Genomic DNA, 24,401 nt, shown 5'->3' on the forward strand with positions numbered 1-24,401 from the left:
GCTATCTTCTTCTGTAAGATGATCCAAACGACCGCTATCCACTCGATGCGGTCTAGAAAGGAGAGTTTGTGCTGAGCATCTTGAAATTAGACGCAGGTGGAATTCCCCAGGGTTGGGTCAACCCAGAAGAGGCTACGAAGCAATATGCTGATAGCAGCGTCTTATGGACTTTAGGCGATCCCATATTCAAAATGCGCGGCGGCATTTCTCGCGCGACTGGTAAACAATCCGTCATTGAGCTTCACTCTATCATTGCGGTTAAAGGTAGCCCAAAAATTAATCTCTTTGATGTTGTGCCTGTTATAACTAAACATAAGCTCTATAAACGGGACAAAGGACTATGTGCCTATTGCGGTGATGCCATTCATGAAAACCATGCAGAAGCAGAGCACATCATTCCCAATAGTCGTGGTGGTCAATATAGCTGGATGAATTTAGTAATTTCCTGCAGGCCATGCAATCAACGTAAAGGTAATCGAACCCCAGAGCAAGCCGGAATGGGCTTGTTGTACACACCCTATTTACCAAGCCTCTATGAAGACATGATTCTTAAGGGGCGTAATATTTTGGCCGATCAAATGGATTTTTTAGCGGCCAACCTCCCTAAAACTAGCCGCCTTTTGGAGGGCTTGTCCTGAGTCTAAAAAGAGGGTGGGGTAGTGATCTTCACTTTCCCAAAATTAAATCATTACGAATTTTTCTTGCTGCCCTGCTACTTTCGATAGTTGGACATTTCGTATTGTTTTTTGGCATACCGTTTTTCTCATACAAGGATCCTCAGCCTATTGCGGAAGATCTCATCATTAGAACGGAGCTAAAAACAGAGCCGCCCAAGAAGATTCAGATGACTAGGGCGCCTAAAAAACAGGTTGATAAACAAAACTTATCTTCGAATTCTCAAGCTGAAGCCATTTCAAGTGGCAACGGAAACCTAGGTGCAAATGGCGATCAGCCTGGAGTTGCATTTAAATTGCCAGAATCAGGAATTATTTATTACGACACATATGTTGATGGCCAACAGTATCAAACCGGCGAGATTGATTGGATTGTTGAGGGGAATAGCTATCGCCTATACATCAACATTCCGTACGCATTTGTTGGCCCATTTATTTTTGAATCACGTGGATCGGTAGATTCCTATGGCATTGCGCCAATCATTTACTGGACGCAACGTGGTACGAAAGCACCACGCTACTCTCGATTTGATCGAAACGATAAAGGGGAAGGGCGGATGTTCTTTTCTGAAAAACCTGAATTTACCCCTGTAATTCTGCCTGGCACCCAAGATCGTTTTAGCCTCATGTTTCAACTTGCCTCGCTATTGAATGGTGATAGCAAAATGGATGAGGCTGGCAGTATTCGAGCAATTCCAGTTGTCGATTACAACACTCTTGAGATGTGGAATTTCAAAAGCTATGGCGAGTCCTTGTCTGATGACATCCCAAGTATGGGCAAGACTATCAATCGTCACTATGCTCTTATGCAACGTGAAAACGATCCGTACAAGCGCCAGGTGGATATCTGGCTTGCCAAGGACCTAGAGTGGCTCCCAGGACGCATTCGCTCCCTTGAGTCGAATGGCAGGGTGCTGGAGCTTGTTTTTAAGCAAAAAAACCCACTGCCTCCAAGCCTAAAACCGTAAGTCTAGAATCCTGTTCCGGATTTTGGGCTCTGGTTAGATCGTCCCAATAGCGCACCCATCATAGAATATAGTGCAGCTCCTGACATTGAAACCGCAAAAATACCAGAGAATGAAATAATGATTGGTAGGATTCTCCAATGCTCAGAGAGTGTGTAGTCGCCATAGCCTACCGTTGTATACATTTCACCAGCAAAATAAAAAGTTTGTGGATTGGTGGTAAATACCTTGAGAGCTACGCAAATGTAGGCCCAAGCAATAATCTCCACAAAATGACTTCCAATGATCAACAGTATTGCGACAAAGTACGACAGGAAGTTTGCGCCATAAACGCGCTTATTTTCGAGTTTACGGTCAATCCAATGGAAAGCACCGGCAATCATCAATACAGCGACACCGTGGAATGTCAGCATTAAACATGCCAAGATCAGAACTACCCAGATCTGACTATTACCCATATCTGTATTGATTTCTGAAAACAGGGTGGTAAAGCTAGGAAGATCTGCATTTTGCAATAGGTTAACTATTGGGAGCTTGCCGTCATGAAGGAAGTTAATTGACATGGGATTAGGTGATATAAGTTACAAAGATATCTTATTTGACATAATAATGATTATACGCAGATAGTCAAATTAAGACTTCAGGGGCTCAACTCCTTTAGGCCACTTATAAGGCTGCTTGTATAGCCTTTGCCAGCGTGATAGCAAGCCTTGTGCAATCCATGTCTTCTCATAAATAACAGCTATATCAATTGCGCTAAGACCTTGGGAGTTTCTGAGTTGCAAGTCTGCACCCTTATCAAGCAAGAGCTTTACGAGGACCTCATTGCCGGATTGGACGGCCATCATTAATGGAGTTGTATTTCCCTGACTTAAAGAGTCTATAGAGGCTCCATTGGCAATTAGAAACTGTGCAACATCAAGATGACCTTTAGCGCACGCATAATGCAATGGAGTCCATCCAATATGGTCAATCTGAGCTTTTCGCTGTAAAACAAGGCTCTTTACTACTGGTAAATCACCATTTATAGAGGCAATCATTAAAGGCGTTTCACCAGACTTGTTGGAGAGATCTACGTCTGTAGCTTTATTTGAAATTAACAGATTAATAACGTCTTCAGACCTATCCTTAATGGCCAAATTGAGCATTGGATCGCCCTTTGGATCTGTTGTATTGGGGCTAACGCCTTTTGAAAGCAAACTTTTGACTGTGGCTACATCGTTAAACTTTGCCGCTTTTGCAAAATCTGTAATTTGATCTTCTGTTTGGGCGTGCAAAGCCCCATAAAACAATGTTGAGGTGACAAAAAAAGTAGCATAAATATTAAACTTTAATCTCATAATTACGCTCTATCTATTTGAAAACAATCATAAAAATTACTTGAAGTCTGGTTTGCCAATACTTCAATAGGCACCCCCTTTAAATCTGCGATAAATTCACCAACCTTAGAGACCCAGGCAGGCTCATTGGTTTTGCCGCGATACGGAATTGGGGCTAAATAAGGTGAATCTGTCTCAATAAGCATTCTTTCAAGCGGAACTTGCTTGCATGTTTCTTGCAGGTCTTTGGCGCTTTTGAAAGTCACAATACCTGAAAAAGAGATATAAAAGCCCATTTCCATAGCAGCCTTGGCCACTTCATAGGACTCTGTAAAACAGTGCATTACCCCACCAACTCTTTGAGCACCCTCTTCTTTGAGGATTTTGATAGTGTCCTCAGAAGCTGACCGCGTATGAATAATCAAAGGCTTTTTTGAGGCAATTGATGCCCTTATATGTGTCCTAAAGCGGTCACGCTGCCATTCCATGGATTCGTAACTACGCTCTCCCATGCGATAGTAGTCAAGGCCAGTTTCACCAATGGCAACTATCTTTGAGTGCTTTAAAGCTGTATCCACTAAAAATTCTAGACTTGGCTCAGGCGTATCCTCGTAATCTGGGTGCACACCAACGGATGCATAAAGATGCGGATGATCCTGGGCTAGCTTTAATACATTCGGGAAGTCAGGAAGATCTACGGATACACATAATGCATGGCTAACTTTGGCCGACTGCATATTAGCCAGCACTTCTGGCAATCGCGTTTGAAATTCTGGGAAATCGAGGTGGCAGTGGGAGTCAATAAACATAGCGCCTATTTTAGTCCGACCTAGAACAATTTAAGGCCCAAATATTTGCTGATATTGAGAAAGCAGCGACTCTAGTTGAATTTTATTTGCAAGTGGGTGATTCTCATGACGACGCGCTTGTACAAGAGATTTCCAAAAGTTATGCAACCTTTGTACATTGGCCAGCTTAGCCAGGCCTTGAAGTACGACTAAATGCTTGGGGTAGTAACGTGGCTCTCCACCCTGCGCCACAGATTGCAGATCAGAAACCCAACGTTGCATACTAGCTAAAAGGAAGCCATATTGCGCCTTATGTGTTTTTTCGGCAGCATCCAGCCAGTTAAGTCTGGCGCCCTGGGCCATGGACTGAAGTAGGTAGCGGGAGGCTTGGATTGATATTGTTAGCTCATCCTTATCGTCTTTATTGTGTCTCGCAATAAGGGAGCTCAGAACCGAATATGGCGCCCCACCCTGCTCGTCATATATGGTCTCCATATCGGCATCAACCACCTTCAACCCTGCGATTTCATTAAGTTGAGTTTTTAGCCAGGAAATGCCTTGCTCGCGATTTGGCCGCGGGGCCGTTAGGAGGCGGCAACGAGAACGAATGGTTGGTAATACACGATCCACTCGATCGGCAAGTAATATAAAAATAGTATTTTTTGGTGGCTCTTCCAAAGACTTCAATAATGTATTGGCTGAATCGGAGCGAAGCATTTCGAGCGGATAAATTAATATCACGCGATTTCCACCGCGATGCGAGCCAATGGACAAATTCTCAATCGCATGTCGCGTTTCTTCAATCGAGATATTTTTCTTCTCTTTCTTTTCGCTTGATTCACTATCATCATCACGCGCAGCCTTACCTCTCTTGGGCGCATCCTCGCCCTCATAGTCAGCATGCGGCAAGAGTTTGCGATGGGTCTCAGGAACGAGAGAAATAAAGTCTGGGTGATTGCCGGTGTCAAACCAATGACAGGCTTCACATTCATTACATGGTTTTATAGATTGATCATTGTTTTCGCAAAGTAGCGCTTTTGCTAGCTCAATCGAAAAAGCGAACTTACCAATACCGGACTGACCATGAAGCAAGATGGCATTAGGAAATTGATTAAAGTCCAGACTCCCCCAAAGAGGTTGAAGCCAAGGCGCTATTTGAGTCTTATGATTCACTTAAATGGCAATCTGAATCTGTTTTAAACCATTCCAAATTGCTTCAGGCGTTTGTGTTGCATCCACCAGATGAAAGCGTTTGGAATCTTCCTTTGCTCGACGTAGATATTCTTGACGAACTCTTTCAAAAAAAGATAAGTCCATTTTTTCAAATTTATCTGGTGCGCGAGCTTTTGAGCGGCGAGCCTCGGCAACCTCACCTGGTAAATCAAACAAAATAGTTAAGTTGGGTTGCAGCAGTGAGCCGTCAGGCTGGCCTTGAACCCAGCGCTCTAATGTGTTCAATTTTTCTAAACTCAAACCCCTACCACCGCCTTGATATGCAAAACTAGCATCGGTAAAGCGATCGGATATTAGTATCTTGCCAGCCGCAAGAGCTGGCTCGATGACTTGGGCTAAATGCTCACGCCGCGCAGCAAACATGAGTAAGGCTTCCGTCTCCAAATTCATTGGGGCATCTAAAAGCAAGTTGCGAAGCTGCTCACCTAAAGCAGTACCTCCAGGCTCACGCGTCATCACTACCTCTTTATCAGGATAACGCTCTTGCATCAAATTTCGAAAAGCATCGACATGCGTACTCTTGCCTGCCCCATCGATTCCTTCGAAGCTGATGAAATATCCTGTATGTGCTGATGTCATATGAAGTGAAATTAGTTACTGTTATTTTTAGGCATTATTTTGCGTTGATATCGATCAACCGCAGCTTCATGCTCTTTTAAGTTTTGTGAAAAATGACTACTGCCATCCCCTTTAGCAACAAAGAATAAAGCATTGCTTTTTGCAGGGTGTGCTGCTGCCAGAATTGACTCTTTACTAGGCATCGCAATGGGGGTTGGAGGCAGACCTTTGTGCATATAGGTATTGTAGGGAGTGTCTCTGCGTAAATCCGCTTTCTTTAAATTTCCGTCAAATTTAGGCCCTATTCCATATATAACCGTAGGATCAGTTTGAAGTGGCATCCCTTTATTAAGTCGGTTGATAAAAACAGCCGAAACTAGATTTCTATCGCTTAGACGGCCAGTTTCTTTCTCTATGATTGATGCCAATATCAATAGCTCATAAGGTGTTTTAAGAGGCAATCCTGGCTCTCTTTGCTCCCAAATTTGCATAAGCTGTTTTTGCATGGCTTGCGCTGCTCGACGATAAATATTGAGATCAAGCTCGTCCGGATCGAAAACATATGTATCGGGTAGAAAAAGACCCTCATCGCTTGAATATTTTAAATTCAACTGCTGGAGTAGCTCCTTATTATTCATGCCCTTGGTTCGATGGATCATTGCCGACTGTGAATCCATTAATGCTCTCAATTGCCAAATTGTCATTCCAGGAATAATGGCAATGCTCTCTGTAACGCGATCCCCGCGGGCAATTTGCAAAAGCACTTTTCCAAGGCTCGCTCCATTAGGCAATATATATGTTCCCGGCTTTAGCTTGGAGGCAACCAATAAGCTTCTGGCGCCTAAATGTAGCGCCACTGAATTAACAACCAATCCTTGCGCTCTTAACTGATCAGAAATGCTTATTAACCCAGAATTGGGGTTAATCTTCACCCTATAACTAGAGCCATCAACAGTATTTGACTGATTAGGGACAACCGGGAATAAAAAAATAGTCCCATAAAGAAGGCCTAATAGGACAACAGCGAGGGTAAGCCATTTTTTAAGATCTCGGTATGAGGGCCATCGCTTCATAAAAAAGCCCCTCTTCTGAATTTTTCTACTCATCAGGCTATGATAAAAGGGTCATGACATATTCCACCCAAATCCAGCAAAACTGGCTAGAAAACAGCCCATCCCTACCCTGCAGCCTTACTCAGTGGGGCCTCATCATAGTAGAGGGCTCTGATGCTGCAAGCTTTTTGCAAAATCAATTAACAAACTCTGTCTTGGGGCTCAACCGAACGCTACCTGGTTCAATAGCTCAGGGCTACTTAGGAAGTCGTCTCGTAGGCTATTGCAATCCAAAGGGTCGTTTGTTGGCAAGTGCTTGGCTAGGCTTATTTCCATCTGCACCTGATGGAGAAGACCGATTTGCTTTATTTATCTCAAGAGATATTGCGGCTAACACCGCTAAACGTTTGTCTATGTATGTACTGCGTTCAAAAGTCAAAGTGACTGATCTTTCTGCAAGCTGGTCAGTTGCAGGTCTTTATGGCTCTGCTGGAATCACAAATAGCGTGAAGCTGGATGACCAGTGTCTAGCTTTGCGATTACCGGATGTTTTGGTTGGATCCCAGTCTATTGCGCGGCTTTTATTGGCACACTCAAATGAGGCACCTTTACAGACTCAAAACTCCAGCGATGTTTTAGGCATCTGGAATGAGCTTGAGATTTTGAGCGCCATCCCAAGGATTGTTCAAGCTACGCAAGAGCAGTTTGTACCGCAAATGATTAATTTTGAATCCGTCGCCGGCGTAGACTTTAAAAAAGGCTGTTACCCAGGACAAGAAATTGTTGCGCGCAGCCAATATCGAGGCGCAATTAAGCGAAGACTTCAGCTGGCGCACGTAATTGCTACTGAGCAGGATGAACAATATGCATTGCCTGGTTCTGAACTTTTTCACAGTAATGATCCTGGACAACCAGCTGGAATGATTGTTTTATCAACCAAGCACCCCGCCGATTCTGGGCGTATTGATCTACAAATTGAGTGCAAGCTAGAAGCGCTTGAAGGCGGTGAAATTCACCTGGGTAGCGCTACTGGACCTGTGTTAAAAGTAGATTCATTGCCATATCCTTTGATAGAAATTTAATTCTTTTTTATGTGCCTCATTCTTTTCGCATGGAACTCTCATCCAGATTACTCTCTGGTGGTTGCGGCCAACCGCGATGAGTTTTATGAGAGGGATACAGAGGGTGTTTCTTGGTGGCCAGAACACCCACACGTTCTTGCAGGGAGAGATCGTGCAGATGTTGTGGGGAGTCCAGGGACCTGGCTCGGCTTTACTAAGACGGGTAAATTCGCCGCCTTAACCAATGTAAGGGCTCCAAGCGAAAAAAATCCAGATGCTAGAACTCGTGGCGAACTGTCATTAATGTATTTGGCCAGCAACGATCGTCCAATGGAGTTTGTTCAAGGAAATTCAAAACGATTTTCACAATACAACGGCTTTAATTTGCTCATGGCCGATCTTAGTGATCCAGCAAAAGCAGAAATGCATTGGGTCAGCAATCGTATGATGATGGGTCAAAACGTTCGTCCCCGTAAAGTGTTTCCACCTCAACCCCTGGAGCCAGGAGTCTACGGACTATCCAATGCAATGCTTGATACACCTTGGCCTAAGGTAAATCATCGTATTGCAGCATTTGCCCAGACATTGGCAATGGACCAAGGCAGCCTCAAGAATGCAGATCAGTATTTAAAACTGTTGGCTGACACCCATCATGCAAGCGATCATGAGCTCCCTAATACAGGTGTTAGCAAGGAATGGGAAAAAGCGCTCTCCCCTGCATTTATTAAAACACCTTCTTATGGAACTCGCTCCAGCACCGTTCTTAGAATTAGGAAAGATGGGCAGTTTGAATTAGTCGAGCGCCGCTTTGATTCATCCGGAACGGTTGGACATGACGTTGTGACGGGAGCGCTTAGCTCGGCCTCTGACTCTAATTTATCTGTATAGCGTTAGTCAAAGCGACCATCGTCGTTCACAATACGTGCACCATCGGCATTACGTGTTGCCAAGCGCTTCAGAAACTTAAATGTCCCGGTGGCCATACAACAAATTTCGCCTTGATCGTTATAGAGCTTGGCTTCACAGAAAGCCATGGTTGCAGTTCTTCGAACTGTATCCGCTTTAACACGCAACACCCCAGTTGCGGCCTGCATGAAATTATTCTTCATTTCAATGGTGACAACACTGCGGTCGCCGGGATCACCAGAGCGAGCGGCAACTGCCATAGCCACATCCATTAACGTTAACAATACGCCACCATGGGCTACTTCCCAGGTATTGTTATGTTCAGGTTTAAGGGCTAGCAATATCTCCCCTTTACCCATCTCTGCGCTTAGGCAACGAACCCCAAGAAGCTTTAAAAATGGGACATTTAATTCTTCCCCTAAATTAGCCAGTTGGGTCTGTGGATTGATTTGGACTTGTTTATTCATTGAATAATTTTAGAGGCATGTACGTGTTTTGGTAAATCCCCCTAGAATAGCTTATGGCCTTTATATTCAGTGGCGATGACGTTTGCCAAGTAACCACACCAACACCAATCCCTGCACCCTACTGGGTTGCATTTTCACCTTCGTCGGCAAACCTCATTGGCATCGAATTGGATGAAAGTGGTCTACCAGTGGACAAGGAATGGCTAGGAGTTTTGTCTGGAAACCAATTAAATACTAGTGATCGTCAATTTCCCAATCCAATAGCAACCGTCTATAGTGGTCACCAATTTGGAGTATGGGCCGGACAACTGGGTGATGGGCGAGCAATTTTATTGGGTGATATTGCCGATCAAGAGTTGCAACTCAAAGGCGCAGGCATTACTCGTTTTTCACGAATGGGCGATGGGAGAGCAGTACTTCGATCTTCAATCAGAGAGTTTCTGTGTAGTGAAGCAATGTACGCTCTAGGCATTCCAACCACAAGAGCTCTATCAGTCGTTGGATCTGATTTGCCGGTTAGAAGAGAGACTCTCGAAACCGCCGCAGTTTGTGCGCGACTTGCTCCTAGCTTTTTAAGAATTGGCCACTTTGAACACTTTGCTTCGCTAGATGATGTTGATCGCTTGAGGGAGTTTGCGGATTATTTAATTCAATACCACTACCCTGATTCTCAAAATGCCGATGAGCCTTATTTAAGCCTCTTTCAAGAAATCTGCACTCGCAATGCTAGACTTGTAGCCCAGTGGCAAGCGGTTGGCTTTTGTCATGGCGTACTTAATAGCGATAACATCAGCGTCCTTGGTCTAACTATGGACTATGGACCATTCGGATTCTTGGATCAATTTCAGATTGATCACATTTGCAACCATAGTGATCAAGGTGGAAGATATGCATATCATCGCCAACCTCAGATCATGCACTGGAATATGGCATGCCTTGCCAGCGCAATGATCCCTTTGCTGGCATACAAGTCTGATGAAAAATTGGCGCAAGATCGGTTGCGATCTGCTCTAGAACAGTTTCCAGTGATATATGCACAGACATGGCAATCCCTATTTCGCAAAAAACTTGGATTTACGACTTCTCAAGAAGGAGATATAGCCCTTATAGAGAGGTTATTGCAGGCTATGCATGATTCGAAAGTAGATTTCACGACCTTTTTTCGAAGTCTCGGCAAGCTGAGGATTGGTGAGGCAATTTCACAAAACTCATTGAGGGATGAATTTATAGCTAGAGAATCGATTGATCAGTGGTTCGGTGACTATGTAGAGCGATTAAAAGCTGAATCTTGTCCCGATGAGGTTCGACAGCATGCTATGAATCAAATAAATCCAAAATACATATTGCGAAATCATTTGGCTCAGACTGCAATTGAAAAGGCCCAAGAAAAAGATTTTTCAGAGGTCACCAAGCTTCTCCAAATTTTGAGTAAACCCTTTGATGAGCAGTCAGAATATGAAGCGTACTCTATGGCACCACCTCCTAATGCACAGGCAGTAGAAGTAAGCTGCTCATCCTAAATTGAATCTAATACATCTACCCTGGATAGAAAATGAAGAAAACCGACCAAGAATATAAGCAATCACTTAGTGACATTGAGTATCGAGTGACTCGTGAAGCGGCAACCGAAAGACCATTTACCGGGAAGTATTGGGATCACTGGGATAAAGGCCGCTATAAATGTGTCTGCTGCGATACGCCACTTTTTTTATCAGAAACTAAGTTTGATGCCGGCTGCGGTTGGCCCAGCTATAACGCCCCAGAAGTTGCCTCCTCCATCAAGGAAATTCGGGATACTAGCCATGGCATGATTCGCACCGAGGTGCGCTGTGCTCATTGTGATGCTCATTTGGGTCACGTATTTGAGGATGGGCCTATGCCAACTGGCTTGCGCTATTGCATCAACTCAGCTTCTTTAAGTTTTGAGCCAAGCTCCAATGCAATTCCGGTAAAGACGGACAAGTAAAAAATACCGGGATAATCTACTTATGAAATTTTTATTCGACCTCTTCCCCATCATTCTATTTTTTGTCGCCTTTAAGCTTGGCGATATCTACACAGCCACGATTGTTGCGATGATTGCCACCATTGGCCAGATACTTTGGGTCTATTATCGCCATCGCAAAATTGATGCTATGCAGTGGATTAGTTTGGTGATGATTGTTGTGTTTGGTAGCTTGACTATTTTTTTACATGACAAGACATTCATTCAACTCAAGCCAACCGCTCTTTATTGGCTCTTTTCTGGTGCTCTTTTTGTTAGTGCGCAATTTTTTCAAAAAAATTGGATAAAGGTATTGATGGGCAAGCAGGTAACACTGAAAGAAAAAAGCGCTCATTCTGTTTGGCATCAACTTAATATGGCATGGGCCCTTTTCTTTTTTGCGATGGGCGCCCTTAATCTTTATATCGCCTTTGAGTTTTCTGAGGAAACCTGGGTCAACTTTAAGTTATTTGGTAGCACTGGCTTATTGCTGCTGTTTGTCATTATTCAAGGTGTTTGGCTCTCTAAACATATGGAGCACCCTAGCGAATGAATGTGAATCAACAAAGAATTGAGGCTTTTGACCAAGACTTGCGAAAAGCTTTTCAGGTTCAATCTTTAGTGATTGATGATGAAAGCCATCTTCATGCAGGACATGCTGGCGCAGCTAGCGGCGGCGGTCATTTCAAGCTAGAAATCGTTGCTCCGGAATTTAAGGGTTTAAACCTAGTAGCTCGCCACAGGGCTGTGTATGCCGCTCTAAATCGCCATATTCCCAAGGAAATTCATGCTTTAACCATTGTTGCTTTAGCGCCGGATGAAGTTTCTAAATAAGGCTGCCTTAAAATAGCCCCATCTTTTATTAACCTATCAAATACTATGTTCACTAAACATCAATTACTTTCAATCAGCCTTCTGAGCGCCACCCTTTTGACTTCAGGTGCGTATGCGCAAAATGCAGTCATCGTGAACGGCAAATCTATTCCAAAAGCGCAGCTTGATAAATTGGTTCAACGTTCAGGTCAACCAGATAATCCTCAAGTACGCGACCAGGCGCGCGAGATGCTTGTGACTCGTGAACTCATTTTGCAAGAGGCCGACAAACGGGGCGTTATTCAAAAAGAAGCTGTTCGTGAGCAGTTGGAGCAAGCACGTATTGGCGTATTAGTATCTGCTGTGTTCGAAGATTTTGTTGAAAAAGAAGGTGTTGCCGAGTCCGATCTTAAAGCGGCTTATGAGTCCGTTAAAGCTCAATACACCGGCAAGGAATATCACGTAGAGCATATTCTGGTTGAAAAGGAATCGGATGCAAAAGCAATTATTGCTCAGTTAAAGGCTGGCGCTAATTTTGAAGAGATTGCTAAAGCTAAATCAATGGACCCAGGCTCAGCTAAAAATGGCGGGGATCTTGGTTGGGTAAGCGATAAAGCGCTAGTACCAGAGTTCTCAAAGGCAATGGTTCAGCTGAAGAACGGACAAATTACAGATAAGCCTGTTAAATCTCAATTTGGTTGGCACATCATTAAGATGATTGATTCTCGTGATGTAAAAGCTCCAAGCATGGAAGAAATGAAGGATCAGCTTAAACAAATGATCATGTCTGATAAGAATTGGCAAAAAGCGAAATTTGCAGAGATGATGCAAAAACTCCGTGCCAAGGCAAAGGTTCAATAAGAATCTTAAGGTTTTATCTGGCGGGGTAACGTCGCGGTCTGAGTTTTTGGATTGCCATGCCCGCCAGTCCGCATGCAAATGCAGACATTACAAAAACATCTCTAGGCTGCGACGCCTCCCATATCCAGCCAGCACATAGACCACCTACCGTTCCACCCAAACCATATGAAATGGTTGCCATTAAGGCTTGGCCTCTAGCCTGTAATGGTCCCGTAAACCAACGCTGCAATAATTTAGTTGCGGCGCTATGGTGAGCCGCGAATGTACCCGCATGCATTAATTGCGCCACAATTAAGACCGATGTGATGGGCAGGAAGGCAATCAAGATAAAACGAATAACACCAATACCAAAGGCTGCTTGCAAAATAACTTCAGCATCTAACCTACTCAGCACCTTGCTTTGGAAATAAAAAAAGATGACTTCTGCAGCGACGCCGAGTGCCCAAAAAAGACCAATTTCAAATTTATCGTATCCCAAATCAGCGAGATAAAGAGAGTAAAAAACGTATAGCGATGCATGTGCAAAAATCATAAAAAATCCGGACAGCAGAAACCAGCGAACGTCAGGATTAAAGAGCACAATTAACAACTCTCCTTTCACCATTTTGCGTCGCCCCATCTTTGGCTCGTGCAGGCAAAAGGTAATTAGAGCCAAGGCAAATAAGACTACCGTGCCTACGATTGGGTATAACTCAATAGTTTTGCGCTGGAATAACTCACCCGCCGCAAGAACCATTGCTATAAAGCCAATTGAACCCCACAAGCGCAAGCGCCCATAGCGCTTATCAAAAGAATTATCTTTGTATAAAGCATGGATAGTGGCGGACTCACCCAGGGGCATCAAACTACTCAAGATGGTGTGCAGAACAAACATCCAAATGAAAAAACCAATGTAGTCTTGTAAAAAATAGATGCATAAGAAAATGAGTGCGGCCAGAGAGGCGCAAAAACGAATAATGCCAATACGATTAGACAGATAGTCTGACAACCAACCCCAGGAGAAAGGACCAACAATTCTGGTGATCTGCAACATAGACATCAGCGCCGCTATCTCAATTACGCTAAAGCCCCTCTCTAAAAAGAAGAGGCTTGCGTACGGCGATACCAATCCAACATAAGCGAAATATAAAAAGAAAAAGGACCCGAAGGCCCAGCGAAGCGAAGGCGTCATTTAATCAGCCAAATCAATCGCGAAAAGATCCAGGTTGTGCGGCCGGGATCGATGCAGTAGATTCTGAAACATCAGCACATTGAGCGCGATGGCGTAAAGCATGATCCATCAACACTAGAGCAAGCATTGCCTCGGCAATCGGCGTTGCGCGTATACCAACGCAAGGGTCGTGACGACCCTTTGTTTGAACGGTTATGGGTTTGCCATTTAGATCTACTGACTGCTTAGGACTCATAATGCTTGAGGTAGGCTTGATCGCAATGGATACGCGTAAATCCTGCCCAGTACTAATCCCGCCAAGAGTTCCGCCAGAATTGTTCGTAGCAAAACCATCTGGGTGAAGCTCATCCCCATGCTCGCTACCACGCTGAGCAACAGATTTAAAGCCTGCACCAATCTCAACACCCTTCACCGCATTAATACCCATCATGGCATGCGCAATATCAGCATCCAACTTATCAAATAATGGCTCGCCTAGACCTACCGGCACATTGCGAGCGCGAACTTCAATACGCGCGCCACAGGAGTCCCCTGCTTTGCGCAGGTCATCCATATATGTCTCAAGCTGAGGAATCATTTCTGCATTTGCAGCAAAGAAAGGATTCTTCTCGATTTCTGCGGCGTCTTTGAATGGGATTTCCAGCTCGCCTAATTGACTCATATAGCCATAGAACTCGGTGCCATATTTTTCATGCAACCATTTTTTTGCAATCGCAGCAGCAGCTACAACTGGAGCTGTTAAACGTGCAGAAGATCTTCCACCACCTCTAGGATCGCGAATACCATACTTGGTTTGGTATGCATAATCTGCATGACCTGGTCTAAAGGTCTGCAAAATATCACCGTAGTCTTGGCTACGTTGATCAGTATTGCGAATTAATAGTGCAATCGGAGTACCGGTAGTTTTACCCTCAAAAACACCAGAAAGAATTTCAACCTTATCCTCTTCCTTGCGCTGAGTAACGTGTCTTGAAGTGCCGGGCTTACGTCGATCCAAATCAAGCTGAATGTCAGCCTCAGAAAGCTCCATGCCTGGTGGGCAGCCGTCAACCACCGCTCCAATAGCCGGACCATGGGATTCACCAAAAGTGGTGACTGTAAAGAGGAGGCCTAATGTATTTCCTGACATACCGACATTATGTCATTTGTCAGAAAATGAGGGTAAGAACAGCTTAAGAGGCTGTTTTTTCAGTATCTTCAGGCCAGTCGCGAATATAGGCTTTGAGCATTGTATTTTCAAAGTCTTGGGCTTCAACTACGGATTTCGCAACGTCATAGAAAGAAATTACACCCATCAACATCTTTTGGTCGACCACCGGCAGATATCGGGCGTGGTCAACCAACATCATGCGGCGCACTTCATCAATCTCAGTTTCCATATTGCATGTCAGAGGCTTTTGATTCATAACTGAGCTAACTTGCAATCCTTCGAGCTTGCCATGATGCTCTGCTAATGCGGCAATAACTTCTCGGAAAGTCAGAATGCCAACCAGCTTGTCATATTCCATGACAACCAGGGAGCCAATATCGTGTTCGCTCATTACCAGAACCGCCGTTTGCAGGGCTGTATCTGGAGCTACCGTAAACAGGGTGCTGCCCTTAACGCGCAATATGTCACGAACTTTCATTTGATCTCCAAAAAACAATGCATTTATGTGTTCAATATAGACTTAAGACCACTCTGAATCAAGGGTTAAGTCATTACTTTTAGTAACGAATAACCCTAATGAAGCCACTGCGGATTTCTGGAAGATTTGCCACAAGTACCGCACCAGTCAAGGTAATCCACCAGGTCATATAAATCCACATCAAACCCAGAGGGAAGATGGCAAAAGCCCCGTAAACCGTCTTATAAAAGGCGGTATGACTTAAAAAAATAGCAAAGCCAAATTTCATTAACTCAAATGCAAGAGCAGCCACTAGAGCGCCGGTAAAGGCGTCGCGCCATAGTATTTTTGCATATGGCAGAACTTTGTAGACAACCGCATAAACAGCAATCGCCAAGCAAATAGGGGCGATAGTGGCCACCAATTGAAAGCCAAAAGATACTGCGCTGATCCAACCTTCCGACGCGCTAAATAAAACACCGCTGAGATAGATCCCGATACCCAGCAGTATTGGACCTAATATTGTTGCAGCACTGTAAATAGCAATTTTTTTGTAGAGTGGTCGACTTTTGGTTACTTTAAAAATCTGGTTAAAGGCACCCTCTATCACTGCTAAAGTCATAATTGTGGTGATGATTAAGCCCGCTAAGCCCACGAACGTTAAACCCTTAGCCTGGGAAGAAAACTGATCCAGGTAAACAAATACTTGTTGATTGATGCCGCCAGGCATATAGGTATCCAAAAGCCACGTTTTAAAAGCATTTTTCACCTGAATAACACTTGGCAAGTAGCCAATTAACATGGTGGCAATGGTCACCATGGGGACCATTGATAAGGTCGTTGTAAAAGCTAGGCTCGCGGCAATTTGCTTTAAATTTTGACCACGATTGCGCTCCCAGATCTCTTTTCCAAGAGAGAGCCATAATTGGGGGTTACGAAAGAGGCGCATCGCCGTATCATAAGAGATCAATATGAGCCAACCTGATATTTTAGTTTTGTACTACTCCCGTTATGGTGCAACAAAGGACCTAGCGCGCTTGATAGCCGAGGGCATTGAAAGCGTTCAGGGGGTAAATGCCCGCCTAAGAACGGTACCCGCGATCTCTACCGTTTGCGAAGCAACAGAGGCCTCTGTGCCTCAAGATGGGGCGCCTTATGTGGAGTATTCAGACCTGCAGGAGTGTATTGGACTTGCATTAGGGTCCCCTACCCGTTTTGGCAATATGGCGGCACCCATGAAATACTTTTGGGATGGCAGTTCATCCGAGTGGATGAATGGCGCCTTAATTGGTAAGCCCGCCTGCGTCTTTACCAGCACTGGCAGCATGCATGGCGGACAAGAAAGCACTCTGTTGACGATGATGATTCCACTATTTCATCACGGCATGATGTTGATGGGTATCCCTTATAGCGAGCCAGATCTGATGTCATCAAACACAGGAGGTAGTCCTTACGGCGTTACCCATCTTGCCCATGCAGACGGTCGTGCACCCATCAGCCTCGAAGAACAGCGTTTAGCTAAGGCTCAAGGAAAACGTTTAGCCGAAACAGCTTTAAAGCTGCACCTCAATAAAAAGTAAGGCATTTAAAGCGCGTCATGATTAAAAAGATCCTCGATAAGAATCCCTACCAACTCATAGCTACTGCTGCGTTTGTAGACTTATTCATTCTTTGTGTGGCTTGGGAGTGGTTCATATCGCCCCTACGCCCTGGTGGATCCTGGCTAATACTTAAAGGTATTCCATTGTTGTTTGCCATTCCCGGCCTATGGAAGGGAAATGTCTACACCATGCAGTGGGCCTCAATGTTGATCTTGCTGTATGTCACTGAAGGCTTAGTGCGCATTCTAGAAACTGGCGCTAACTTTTGGCTTGCTGCGATTGAAACGTTAATCGCAACTATTGGTTTTATTTGCTTGTTAATGTATTTAAAGCCAATTAAAAAAGAGGCTAAAGCTTTAAAGAAGATTTCTGCAGAAAAATAAAGCAATGCAAAACTTCATCAATCAACTATCCGAGGTTCTTGAGAGAAAATATATTTTGACTCAAGATGAAGATAAAGCACCCTACCTAACCGATTGGCGAAAACGATTTACTGGAAAAGCATTAGCCGTTCTATTGCCTAGCACTAGTAATGAAGTTGCAGCAATCGTGCAGTTGTGTGCTCAGCACCAAATTGCACTGGTTCCGCAAGGTGGGCATACTGGTTTTTGTGGCGGCGCTACTCCAGACAATAGCGGTAAGCAAGTAATACTTAATCTCAAGCGAATGAATCAAATTCGCGAGATTGATATCGCAAACCAAACGATTACCCTCGAGGCTGGTTGCATCTTGCAAGCCGTACAAGAAAAGGCTGCAGAGAATGGCTATCTGTTCCCGCTTAGTCTTGGTGCCGAGGGTAGCTGCATGATTGGCGGCAACCTCGCAACCAATGCAGGCGGAACTAACGTTTTGCGCTATGGGAACACACGGGATCTATGCCTGGGACTTGAAGTAGTCACTGCCAAAGGAGAGATTTGGAACGGTATTAAAGGATTGCGTAAAGACAATACAGGCTATGACTTGCGTGACCTATTTATTGGATCAGAAGGCACGCTTGGCATTATCACGGCAGCAGTTATGAAGCTTTACCCCCTACCTGTTTCGCAATGGACAACCTTAGTTGCTTGCGAGAACATTGCATCGACTATTGCGTTGCTAACTCTCTTTCAAAAACGGGCAAACTCTTTGCTTACGGGTTTTGAAATGATGACTCGAGAATCGCTGGATCTAAATGAAAAGCACTTTCCGCAAATGGCAAACCCTTTGCAAGGAAATCCGCCATATACAGTCTTGATCGAATTGTCAGATCACGAAAGCGAAGAACACGTTAGGCAACTTCTTGAAACCATTCTGGAGGATGCTTTTGAAAAATCAATTATTAGCGATGCGGTAATCGCCAGCAACCTAACTCAAGCTAATTCGTTTTGGCATATGCGTGAACACATCACACTTGCGCAAGCCGAAGAAGGCGCTAATCTGAAACATGACATTACCATCCCCCTTTCTTCCCTTGATAACTTTATTCGGGAGACTGATGAATTAATGAGAGAAAAGTTTCCGGGTGTCAGAATCATCAATTTTGGACACCTCGGCGATGGCAATCTACATTACAACATCGCCCCGCCCTTGGGCGCAGACCCAAAAACCTTTAACGAAACCAACGAAAAGCTCATACATGAGCTGGTCTATGGCCAGGTTGAGAAATGCAAAGGTTCCATCTCTGCAGAACATGGGGTTGGACAGCTCAAATTAGATGATCTAAGGGGTCACAAGGGCGAGGTTGCCCACAACCTTATGAAGGCGCTCAAAACGGCTCTAGACCCCCAAAATATTCTTAATCCCCATAAAGTTGTCTCCATTTAAGGAAATTAAGTAGTTTTTTGATAAATATTTTGTAATTCATGTCATCTCGACCCCTTTTTCATGCGTTGTATGGTCATGGAGGTGACAAAAATGTCAACAAGACTCAAACGTTGGGCCCGTGCAATTCAACAGATCGACTTGTCCAAAAGGACGCCTGAAGTAGCGATTGGCTATTTAGATAGCAAATATCGCGATATCGCCTGGCGCTACATCCGTATCCTAGGCTTTGAACGCACGATCAGCTTCATGGCTAGCAACAACTTTCACCCAGAGTGATGATTGAAAAAACCCTAAATGTATGATTTATTTAGGGTTTTTTTACTTCGATCTTTTACCTGAAAAAGTCCCTAGCCTCATCTATTAATAGGCCCGGGATCTCCTCTGGGATGTAATGACCACTGGGTACAGCTCTACCTGTGACGTTCGCTGCTACGCTTCGCCAGTCATCAAGTGGCTTAAAGCACTGATTGACTAGTCCATGCTCCCCCCAGAGAACCTTTAGAGGCATTTTTAATTGAATGCCCGTAGCACGGTCTGAACGATCGTGAATCAAATCAATTGAGGCTGCAGCGCGATAATCCTCGCACATTGCATGCATGCATTCAGTGTTGCTAGCGCCAGCTAAATATTCTGCCCATCTATCAGCTGAAAATATACCCGTACCGGCATGACGACCCATATGATTTTTTAACCAATACCCTGGGTTTGCACCAATCATCGTTTCAGGCACTGGCTCGGGTTGAATTAAGAAAAACCAATGCCAATAGCCTTTTGCAAATGCCATGGTTGAGCCTTCATACATCGTTAATGTTGGAGAAATATCCAGAACCATTAAGCGAAGTACGCTCTTAGGAAAATCTAGAGCCAAACGATGAGAAACCCGCCCACCTCTATCGTGCCCAAGCAAAAAGAATTGATCAAATCCCAACGCCCGCATTAGCGAATGTTGATCTGCAGCCATTGAGCGTTTTGAATAGGTGGAATGATCTTTTTTGCCATGAGGCTTTGAAGATGAGCCATAGCCCCTAAGATCTGCAGCAACAACTGTAAAATGTTTCGCCAACTCAGGAGCAACTTGACTCCAAATTGCTTTGGTTTGAGGAAAGCCATGTAACAACAATAAGGGTGGACCGCTGCCACCAATTAAATAAGCAATTTCAATTGGACCGTCATCCAATGAAACGGTAATCTTATTTTCTGTAAATCCAGGAAAAGAAACTGCCATCATTCACCCAATAAAAAAGAGCCTCGACAGAGGCTCTTGAGTTTTCATACGATTATTTATTTGCCATTGCCTGAATTTCAGCAACAGTAACGTAACCCTTATTTGAAGAGTCGATATAACTAAAGTTGCTGTATATGCGAGGCATACATCCCTTGGCCTCTTCCTTGGTTAGCCTCCCATCTTTATTGGTGTCACACTTTGCAAAACGCTCAACAATTTCCTGGTCACGAGATGCTTCATCTGCATGAGCCAGTAAGGGTGCTGCTAGCAAAATGCTGAGTGCTAAAACAAAGGATGACATTTTCATGTGGAGTACTTATTTACCAGTTGGAGTTGGATTGGCTGATGTTTCTAATGCAGTGCGAACTACCTTTTTAGCCATGGCAATGAAAGAGTCTGCGGAACCCGCATTTGTTCGGAAGGATTCGCCTTGAACGGTAATTAAACCCTCGCCCAATAGTTGTTTAGATTGACTATCGGTAATTTTACTTTCGACTAATAGTGCAGGTGTTTTGGCATTAACACCACCAGCATAAGCAGCAGCATTCATTGCTAAGCCAATAGGAGTGAAATTCCAAGGCTGCAAACTATTAGCGGAGCTTTCTGCTCCAGTAATGCCAACTGAAATACGCGCTACTCCTGGACCAGGTTTAGTGACAATGCGAATATTGCCGCGCGAATTTACAGCTTCAACCATCGATTCCTGTAATGCTGCTTTTGCTTTATTTATCAACTCAAGACTGACATCTTTGGTTGCATTTTGATTCAAGTAAATTGGATCAAGAATGACGGCTGTATATGCTCCTGGGTTTACACCCGAAACACGATATCTCCAAACTCGTGTATCGCTGTCGCTTGTCGCCATTGGAACCAAAAGGTTGTAATCAGGCAAAAATCCAGATCTCGGCATTGATTCAGTCGCTAATTTCGGCGCGTTACTGCAAGCAGACAAAGCAATTGCTGTAGCAAAAGAGACTAGCAATACATTCATTTTTTTCATAGCGTTTCCATGGGTTAATTACTTGGTTAGGGATTTCTGATACAGAAGATCATACCTACTTCAAATTATTCTGGTGCGGGGCAAGGCAATGTTCCGCCAGTCTTTTTATGAATCTGAGGCTTGCAATCATATTGAGCGGGAATCATTGTCCTAGGTTCTGATGCTGCAATGCCTTGAGTGGCTGCTGCAGGAGCGGTGGTGACTGAGCTATTTGCAACAGGCACAGCCTTTGCAGGTGCTAACCCCACATCTCTGTAGAAGGCCTTATCAGATCCGGGGCATGGCATGAGAGCACCTGTTTTTGGATTAACAACATCTTTGCACTGTGGATTGGCCTCAAGTCTTGCTTCCAATTTGGCTACCGAGCATGCACAAAGCAAAAAAATGAGGCTCAGCAATGAGCAAATCTTGAGGGAAATAATATTCATCGCTGCATTCTATGCCACTGCAAACCATATAAAAGGCATTTAGGCCACAATTTAGAGCATGAAATCAAAGAGGAGGTGGCCTGCCCAGCACGATTCGAACGTGCGACCTACGCCTTAGAAGGGCGTTGCTCTATCCAGCTGAGCTATAGGCAGTGAGTACTGGGACTGAAAATCGTAAAACAAAGAGAAAGTGGTCGGAGTACAAGGATTCGAACCTTGGACCCCCTGCTCCCAAAGCAGGTGCGCTACCAGGCTGCGCTACACTCCGACGGAAACGATATTCTACACCGAGAGCGCTATTGCAGGCAAATCCTGTAAGATTCATGCCATGGTTGCCTATTTTTCAAGCAAATTTAAGAAGCAAATTCAAGTTGGCCTGAGCATTGCTTTGCTTGCATTTTGCTTGCTGGGAACCCGCTGGGTAGGCCTTTCTCATAGTATTTCGCATGCGAATTTCCAAAGCCAAACTGAAATAAGCTCGACTGCGGTTGATGCAGCACCATCTCAAAATCACAATTCAGACGTGTGCCATTTATTCGATGCGCTTACCTTGGCTGGATTTGTTGCCGCTGACACAATCAATCCCGTAGTACACAGCAACCATGCCAATCATTCGGTCGGGTTCGATACCTACTACATAGCTCAAGCCTTTATTGAGCACTATCAATCAAGAGCGCCACCAACCCTTCTTTCATAAATCGCTATAGAGATTAGATCCAGCATCTAGTTAAAGATTTATTTGCTTGCATCACTTGGTTGCAAGAATTAAAGGGTTTCAAATGAAGTATAAAAAATTATTAAAGCCGCGCATTATGTGTGTGCTAGTGGGTGCCATTTTCAGCTCTTATGCTTTTTCACAAAATCAAACTCCCAGTCTTGAGATTACTGCCACTGGCAGTCAAGAGGCTACACAAAGTATTTTGACGCCAACAAAGATTCTTCAAGGAGATGAGTTAGCAAATAAATTAGGCGGCACACTGGGTGCAACATTGGCTAATGAGTTGGGTGTATCGGCAACCGGTTATGGCGCAGGATCATCCCGACCAGTGATTCGAGGACTCGAAGGCTCTCGTGTACAAATTCTGCAAAATGGACTATCAGTCGGGGATGTTTCTAATATTTCCCAAGATCATGCTGTTGGTAACAATATGCAAAACACCCATCAAGTAGAGATATTGCGTGGTGCAGCCGCCCTCCTCTATGGCTCAGGTTCTAGCGGCGGTCTTGTAAACGTTGTCAATGACCGAATCTTGACTAATTTACCGGATCGACCAACCGGCGCATTCAATACCAGTTATGAAACTGTAAATAATGGTCGCGCTGGATCCATTGAGGTTGATGGGGCTATTGGATCTGTTGCCGTTCACGTGGATACCGCAATTAATAACGCAAATAATTATTCAATTCCTGGCAGCTCAACACAATCACAGGGTGAGCCTGTAGGTGGTTGGACCGTCCCACCAGAAGGAAATGGTGGCAATAATTACATCGGCAAATTACCAAACACATTTAGCAATCAAAACAATTTAGGCTTTGGTGTTTCATATATTGGCAAATCTGGGTATACCGGCGTCTCTGTTGAGAGACTAAATAATAACTATGGAATTCCAACGCCTGAGGGTGGATCAATAAACCAGTCACAAAATCGTTATGACTTACAACATCAAACACGTGACCCATTTAGCGGATTCTCATCCTTTAAATTTAGTGCCGCAAACTCCAATTACAACCACACAGAATTTAACAATGCTGGCGAAGCAGCTGCCCTCTGGAAAAATTTAGCAAATGAAGCGCGCTTTGAGCTAACTCATAACCCCCTACTTGGGTGGAAAGGAACATTTGGCGCTCAAGTAACCGCTGCATCCTTAAACGCTTCAGAGGTGGGCACCGGAAGTTATGCAATTGTTCCGCCAACTAAAACAAATTCCAATGCCCTATTTTGGATTGAGGAAGGCAAATGGAATAGTCTGCAAGGAAGTCTTGGCCTGAGATACAACAATGTGGCTCAAAATCCCAACACAGCTACAACCCTAGAGGCTCAGGACACAACTGCTGGCACCCTTACGCCAGGCATTACATTGCAGAACCGTAATTTCAATTTGATGTCTTATTCGGCTGGCGGTCTATGGAATTTTATTCAAGGCCATGGATTGGGTGTGGCATATACAGTTTCCCAACGTGCCCCAAGTGCCCAAGAGCTTTACTCTTATGGCGCTCATGAATCGACTGCAACATTTGATATTGGCAACCCTAATTTAAGCAAGGAAGTCTCCCACAATCTGGAGTTCAACTTTCAAAAGAGTTTGGGTATTCTTCGTAGCAAAGCAAGCATCTATGCCAATCGTTTTAATAACTATATATATGGCTACTACACAGGAAATGCCATCAATAATGGTGGTCAGGAAGGCGATGGTTTTAGTGTTGTGACTGCACAGCAAGCTGCTGCAACCATTAAAGGCATCGAAGGTGAAATTACCTATAACTGGCGAGAGCCAGGTCTTGGTGGCAGAATTTTTGGCGATGCCTCCCAAGGAACGTTTGATGCAGGAGGGAACCTTCCATTGCAACCAGCTCCTCGACTGGGCGCTGAAATTGCTCATCAAAGAGATGGCTGGCTCACGAATGCTAGTTATATCTATAGCTATCAACAAAATCGTTTAGCAAGTTGGGAACAGGGGCCAGCTCCAAGTTACAACCTATTAAATGCCGGTATTTCTTACACTGAGAAAATTCAGCAGGTGAATTGGACTGTTTATCTCAATATGAAAAATTTGCTCAATGAGCAAATTCGCTATGCAACAACTCCAATGGCTGTCAGACTCTACGCTCCTCAACCAGGAAGAAGTTTCATGGTCGGACTTAGAGGTACATTCTAAGTAGATTTA

General features: G+C 44.3%; 30 protein-coding genes and 2 tRNA genes. 15 read left to right on the forward strand and 17 right to left on the reverse strand.

Going from position 1 to position 24,401, the window contains the following annotated elements; genetic code table 11:
* The first annotated feature begins 68 nt into the window (after positions 1–68).
* Positions 69–638: an HNH endonuclease gene (locus tag JaK3_RS07390; protein ID WP_420865696.1), complete on the forward strand. Its 570-nt coding sequence runs from the start codon at positions 69–71 to the stop codon at positions 636–638.
* Positions 639–739: 101 nt separating this feature from the next.
* Complete coding sequence (locus JaK3_RS07395; protein ID WP_240480913.1) at positions 740–1,642, forward strand: DUF3108 domain-containing protein; 903 nt, start codon at positions 740–742, stop codon at positions 1,640–1,642.
* 2 nt (positions 1,643–1,644) lie between these two features.
* Here the strand turns inward: JaK3_RS07395 and JaK3_RS07400 are convergent, their stop codons facing one another.
* From JaK3_RS07400 to mltG, 6 genes are all read right to left on the reverse strand, one after another.
* Positions 1,645–2,202, reverse strand: a complete 558-nt coding sequence (locus JaK3_RS07400) for an ion channel (protein WP_240480914.1) — start codon at positions 2,200–2,202, stop codon at positions 1,645–1,647.
* Positions 2,203–2,271: 69 nt separating this feature from the next.
* Positions 2,272–2,979 carry an ankyrin repeat domain-containing protein gene (locus JaK3_RS07405; protein ID WP_082786401.1) on the reverse strand — a complete coding sequence of 236 codons (708 nt, stop codon included), beginning with the start codon at positions 2,977–2,979 and terminating at the stop codon, positions 2,272–2,274.
* Positions 2,980–2,981: 2 nt separating this feature from the next.
* Positions 2,982–3,767, reverse strand: a complete 786-nt coding sequence (locus JaK3_RS07410) for a TatD family hydrolase (RefSeq protein ID WP_068322876.1) — start codon at positions 3,765–3,767, stop codon at positions 2,982–2,984.
* A gap of 30 nt (positions 3,768–3,797) precedes the next feature.
* Positions 3,798–4,919 carry a DNA polymerase III subunit delta' gene (locus JaK3_RS07415; RefSeq protein ID WP_068322879.1) on the reverse strand — a complete coding sequence of 374 codons (1,122 nt, stop codon included), beginning with the start codon at positions 4,917–4,919 and terminating at the stop codon, positions 3,798–3,800.
* A complete protein-coding gene (tmk, locus tag JaK3_RS07420) occupies positions 4,920–5,558 on the reverse strand; it encodes a dTMP kinase (protein ID WP_068322884.1) in 639 nt (212 codons plus the stop codon).
* Between the two features lie 11 nt (positions 5,559–5,569).
* On the reverse strand, positions 5,570–6,643 hold the full coding sequence (mltG, locus tag JaK3_RS07425; protein WP_068322887.1) for an endolytic transglycosylase MltG: 1,074 nt from the start codon (positions 6,641–6,643) through the stop codon (positions 5,570–5,572).
* A 20-nt stretch (positions 6,644–6,663) separates the two neighbouring features.
* Here mltG and ygfZ point away from each other — a divergent pair, with 20 nt between their 5' ends.
* Together ygfZ and JaK3_RS07435 are read left to right on the forward strand one after the other, a co-directional pair.
* Entirely contained in the window at positions 6,664–7,671 is a 1,008-nt protein-coding gene (gene ygfZ, locus JaK3_RS07430; protein ID WP_068322890.1) for a CAF17-like 4Fe-4S cluster assembly/insertion protein YgfZ, read from the forward strand.
* Between the two features lie 9 nt (positions 7,672–7,680).
* A complete protein-coding gene (locus tag JaK3_RS07435; protein WP_068322892.1) occupies positions 7,681–8,538 on the forward strand; it encodes an NRDE family protein in 858 nt (285 codons plus the stop codon).
* Between the two features lie 2 nt (positions 8,539–8,540).
* Here the strand turns inward: JaK3_RS07435 and JaK3_RS07440 are convergent, their stop codons facing one another.
* Positions 8,541–9,023 carry a PaaI family thioesterase gene (locus JaK3_RS07440; protein ID WP_068322895.1) on the reverse strand — a complete coding sequence of 161 codons (483 nt, stop codon included), beginning with the start codon at positions 9,021–9,023 and terminating at the stop codon, positions 8,541–8,543.
* Between the two features lie 53 nt (positions 9,024–9,076).
* Between JaK3_RS07440 and JaK3_RS07445 the strand changes: the two genes are divergently transcribed.
* Genes JaK3_RS07445 through JaK3_RS07465 form a run of 5 tightly spaced genes read left to right on the forward strand, consistent with a single transcriptional unit; the run spans position 9,077 to position 12,681 of the window.
* Complete coding sequence (locus JaK3_RS07445) at positions 9,077–10,543, forward strand: protein adenylyltransferase SelO (protein WP_068322898.1); 1,467 nt, start codon at positions 9,077–9,079, stop codon at positions 10,541–10,543.
* 32 nt (positions 10,544–10,575) lie between these two features.
* Positions 10,576–10,989 (forward strand): peptide-methionine (R)-S-oxide reductase MsrB, encoded by a 414-nt coding sequence (msrB, locus tag JaK3_RS07450; protein WP_068322901.1) that lies wholly within the window; start codon positions 10,576–10,578, stop codon positions 10,987–10,989.
* Positions 10,990–11,011: 22 nt separating this feature from the next.
* Positions 11,012–11,560, forward strand: a complete 549-nt coding sequence (locus tag JaK3_RS07455; RefSeq protein WP_068322903.1) for a septation protein A — start codon at positions 11,012–11,014, stop codon at positions 11,558–11,560.
* Positions 11,557–11,841: a BolA family protein gene (locus JaK3_RS07460; protein WP_068322906.1), complete on the forward strand. Its 285-nt coding sequence runs from the start codon at positions 11,557–11,559 to the stop codon at positions 11,839–11,841. Before JaK3_RS07455 ends, JaK3_RS07460 begins: the two co-directional genes overlap by 4 nt.
* A 45-nt stretch (positions 11,842–11,886) precedes the next feature.
* Positions 11,887–12,681, forward strand: a complete 795-nt coding sequence (locus tag JaK3_RS07465; RefSeq protein ID WP_068322909.1) for a peptidylprolyl isomerase — start codon at positions 11,887–11,889, stop codon at positions 12,679–12,681.
* Positions 12,682–12,694: 13 nt separating this feature from the next.
* Here JaK3_RS07465 and JaK3_RS07470 read toward each other — a convergent pair whose 3' ends face one another.
* The 4 genes from JaK3_RS07470 to JaK3_RS07485 form a co-directional block, all read right to left on the reverse strand.
* Positions 12,695–13,852: an MFS transporter gene (locus tag JaK3_RS07470; protein ID WP_068322912.1), complete on the reverse strand. Its 1,158-nt coding sequence runs from the start codon at positions 13,850–13,852 to the stop codon at positions 12,695–12,697.
* 13 nt (positions 13,853–13,865) lie between these two features.
* Positions 13,866–14,981, reverse strand: coding sequence for a chorismate synthase (gene aroC, locus JaK3_RS07475; RefSeq protein ID WP_068322915.1), 1,116 nt, complete (start codon positions 14,979–14,981; stop codon positions 13,866–13,868).
* A gap of 43 nt (positions 14,982–15,024) precedes the next feature.
* Positions 15,025–15,480, reverse strand: coding sequence for a CBS domain-containing protein (locus JaK3_RS07480; RefSeq protein ID WP_068322919.1), 456 nt, complete (start codon positions 15,478–15,480; stop codon positions 15,025–15,027).
* A gap of 79 nt (positions 15,481–15,559) precedes the next feature.
* The gene (locus JaK3_RS07485; RefSeq protein ID WP_068322923.1) at positions 15,560–16,408 is read right to left on the reverse strand and encodes a YhjD/YihY/BrkB family envelope integrity protein; all 849 of its coding nucleotides are present in this window, start codon (positions 16,406–16,408) and stop codon (positions 15,560–15,562) included.
* Positions 16,409–16,430: 22 nt separating this feature from the next.
* Here JaK3_RS07485 and wrbA point away from each other — a divergent pair, with 22 nt between their 5' ends.
* From wrbA to JaK3_RS07505, 4 genes are all read left to right on the forward strand, one after another.
* On the forward strand, positions 16,431–17,039 hold the full coding sequence (gene wrbA, locus JaK3_RS07490) for an NAD(P)H:quinone oxidoreductase (protein WP_068322926.1): 609 nt from the start codon (positions 16,431–16,433) through the stop codon (positions 17,037–17,039).
* 17 nt (positions 17,040–17,056) lie between these two features.
* Entirely contained in the window at positions 17,057–17,443 is a 387-nt protein-coding gene (locus JaK3_RS07495) for a DUF2069 domain-containing protein (protein WP_068322929.1), read from the forward strand.
* Positions 17,444–17,447: 4 nt separating this feature from the next.
* Entirely contained in the window at positions 17,448–18,863 is a 1,416-nt protein-coding gene (locus tag JaK3_RS07500; RefSeq protein ID WP_068322932.1) for an FAD-binding oxidoreductase, read from the forward strand.
* A gap of 90 nt (positions 18,864–18,953) precedes the next feature.
* Positions 18,954–19,139 (forward strand): hypothetical protein, encoded by a 186-nt coding sequence (locus JaK3_RS07505; protein WP_015420997.1) that lies wholly within the window; start codon positions 18,954–18,956, stop codon positions 19,137–19,139.
* Positions 19,140–19,194: 55 nt separating this feature from the next.
* Here JaK3_RS07505 and JaK3_RS07510 read toward each other — a convergent pair whose 3' ends face one another.
* From JaK3_RS07510 to JaK3_RS07535, 6 genes are all read right to left on the reverse strand, one after another.
* Complete coding sequence (locus tag JaK3_RS07510; RefSeq protein WP_068322937.1) at positions 19,195–20,088, reverse strand: alpha/beta fold hydrolase; 894 nt, start codon at positions 20,086–20,088, stop codon at positions 19,195–19,197.
* Between the two features lie 52 nt (positions 20,089–20,140).
* Positions 20,141–20,395 (reverse strand): EF-hand domain-containing protein, encoded by a 255-nt coding sequence (locus JaK3_RS07515; RefSeq protein ID WP_205627521.1) that lies wholly within the window; start codon positions 20,393–20,395, stop codon positions 20,141–20,143.
* Between the two features lie 9 nt (positions 20,396–20,404).
* Positions 20,405–21,088, reverse strand: coding sequence for a DUF3313 domain-containing protein (locus JaK3_RS07520; protein WP_068322940.1), 684 nt, complete (start codon positions 21,086–21,088; stop codon positions 20,405–20,407).
* A 65-nt stretch (positions 21,089–21,153) separates the two neighbouring features.
* Positions 21,154–21,516, reverse strand: coding sequence for a hypothetical protein (locus JaK3_RS07525; protein ID WP_068322942.1), 363 nt, complete (start codon positions 21,514–21,516; stop codon positions 21,154–21,156).
* A gap of 76 nt (positions 21,517–21,592) precedes the next feature.
* A tRNA-Arg gene (locus tag JaK3_RS07530) sits at positions 21,593–21,669 on the reverse strand.
* Between the two features lie 38 nt (positions 21,670–21,707).
* Positions 21,708–21,784, reverse strand: a tRNA-Pro gene (locus tag JaK3_RS07535).
* Between the two features lie 60 nt (positions 21,785–21,844).
* On the opposite strand from JaK3_RS07535, the gene JaK3_RS07540 reads away from it, so the two are divergent.
* Positions 21,845–22,213, forward strand: a complete 369-nt coding sequence (locus JaK3_RS07540) for a hypothetical protein (RefSeq protein ID WP_068322945.1) — start codon at positions 21,845–21,847, stop codon at positions 22,211–22,213.
* A gap of 82 nt (positions 22,214–22,295) precedes the next feature.
* Entirely contained in the window at positions 22,296–24,392 is a 2,097-nt protein-coding gene (locus JaK3_RS07545; RefSeq protein WP_068322948.1) for a TonB-dependent receptor, read from the forward strand.
* Positions 24,393–24,401 lie beyond the last annotated feature (9 nt).

The organism is Polynucleobacter yangtzensis, from assembly GCF_001595965.1.
GTDB lineage: Bacteria > Pseudomonadota > Gammaproteobacteria > Burkholderiales > Burkholderiaceae > Polynucleobacter > Polynucleobacter yangtzensis.